2 protein-coding genes are annotated in these 1,975 nt (G+C 64.6%); one reads left to right on the top strand and one right to left on the bottom strand.

The window, feature by feature from the left end:
- Positions 1-769 precede the first annotated feature (769 nt).
- Positions 770-1,714, top strand: coding sequence for a non-homologous end-joining DNA ligase (gene ligD, locus ACFVJ3_RS49330; RefSeq protein ID WP_378459021.1), 945 nt, complete (start codon positions 770-772; stop codon positions 1,712-1,714).
- Positions 1,715-1,750: 36 nt separating this feature from the next.
- Here ligD and ACFVJ3_RS49335 read toward each other — a convergent pair.
- On the bottom strand, positions 1,751-1,975 hold a 225-nt coding region (locus ACFVJ3_RS49335), incomplete at its 5' end, for an HNH endonuclease family protein (protein WP_378459022.1).

The raw sequence follows: 1,975 nt of genomic DNA on the forward strand, positions 1-1,975 counted from the left end.
TCCCTATGCCCGCTCCGCCGCCCCCCGAGACACCTCCGAAGATCGGAAACCCCAGGCAGAACGCCCGCTACTCAACAACTACGGCACCCTGGCCGACAACCTAACGCGAGGCGCGCCGTGTATTCGGTGAGAGTTCACATTTGCCCTACCTGCCAGTGGACCTGCGCGGCTTGGGTACGCCAATCCGCCACCCCGTCGCCAACTCCTCCGCCCGCCGTGCCGCTGGCCCCCACGGGTGGAAAATGCTGTCGCTGAATCGAAGTCGGTCATGACTGTTTTATGGACGGATCCTACGATTGTGCCCGAACCGAGAGCCGCAGTGGCATATTTCTGAGTATGCCCAGGTACCTGGTAACGCTCGATGATGGAACATCGAGCGAGAAGACATTCGAATCAGACTTTCACGCGATTAACGAGACGCACCGGCCCCATCCACCCCGGCGCGGCATCGCCCAGATCGACCGATATGACACGGTCGGAACTCGGGTCCCTGTGTGGCCATCCTCCACAACCAAGTCCAGCTGACAGTTTCTCTCCCCGGGGCTCGACGCCAGGTGGACGCCGATTGATCAAATCGTCCGTGCCGACATCTCGCCGACTTCTCGGCAACGGTGGCGACACCACGGCGACGACCCCGGGCGAGTCGGCGCCACCCGTGCACCCTCGCCACGCTCCCCGCCCCGCCAGAACTGCCGACCGCCGATCACGGGGGAGAATCAGCATTGTGCCCGCCCATCAGCCCGCACTAGCTCTTCGCCCGGTAAGACCGATGCTCGCGACACTCGGCTCACCACCGGGTGGAGACGACTGGGCTGTGGAGATGAAATTCGACGGTGTACGCGCCGTGGCCACCATCACCCCGGCCGCGGTGCACTTGTTCAGCCGCAACAACGCCGACATCACCGCCGCATACCCGGAGATCGCCTCCGGACTCTCCGAGATCAACCCAGGTCGAGGCGTAATAGTCGATGGTGAGATCGTCGCGCCCGCTGCCAGTAGCGGCCGACCGCGCTTCGACCTCCTCCAGCAGCGGACCCCCATCCAGGATCCACCGCCCGCGCTGCAGCGCGCTGTACCGGTCGCCTTTTACATTTTCGATCTGCTGGCGCACCACGGGGCGCCGATCCTGCGGTGGCCGTACCTCGAGCGCCGACAACTTCTTGCCGACCTCAACCTCGGTTTGGGGGGCGAGGCGCTGCACGTACCTCCACACTGGGTCGATGTCGACAGCGAGGCGATGCTCGAGGTCGCCAACGAGCATGGCCTCGAAGGAATTGTCACCAAGAGAATGACCTCGCCCTACCAGCCAGGACGCCGCTCACCAGACTGGGTCAAAACACCCCTACGCAACAGCGCCGAGGTGATCGTCGGCGGGTGGGAAGCAACCAGCCACGGAAGGCTGCGGTCGCTGATCGTCGGTGCCCACGCGGACCAGGTCGGCCTGATATTCATCGGGCACGTCAGCTCCGGTTTCACAGAGGCCGACCGGCGGCGAACACTCATGCTGCTCCGACCACTCGAACGGCCCACCAGCCCCTTCGACAATCATGTTCCCGATAAGCTTGCCGCACAAGCCCGCTGGGTCGAACCGGCTCTGGTCGTCACCGTCGAGTACCGCGAGTTCACCCCGAACCGGCGGCTCCGCCACCCGTCGTGGAAGGCCTTCCGCGCGGGGATCGACCCCCGATGGGTGACCATAGAGGAGCTACCTTAACCCCCGCGCGCGTCTCGGCGCGATGACGTTGTGCACTCAACAGGAGTGCAATACCTGGCTCATCGCGTCCTTCTCCGCCTGGGTCACCCACAACCGGTACAGGGCCTTGACATCGATCTGCCGCGAGACGTACGTGCACCGGTAACCCTTGTTCGGCGGCAACCAAGACGCGGCATCGGAATCGGACTTCTTCGAATTCGTGGGCCCGTCGACGGCCTGCAGGTTCCGCGGGTCGTTGGCCAGGTCGCGGCGCTGCTCCGG

The sequence above is a fragment of the Rhodococcus sp. NPDC127593 genome (assembly GCF_042671975.1).
Taxonomy (GTDB): Bacteria; Actinomycetota; Actinomycetes; order Mycobacteriales; family Mycobacteriaceae; genus Rhodococcus_F.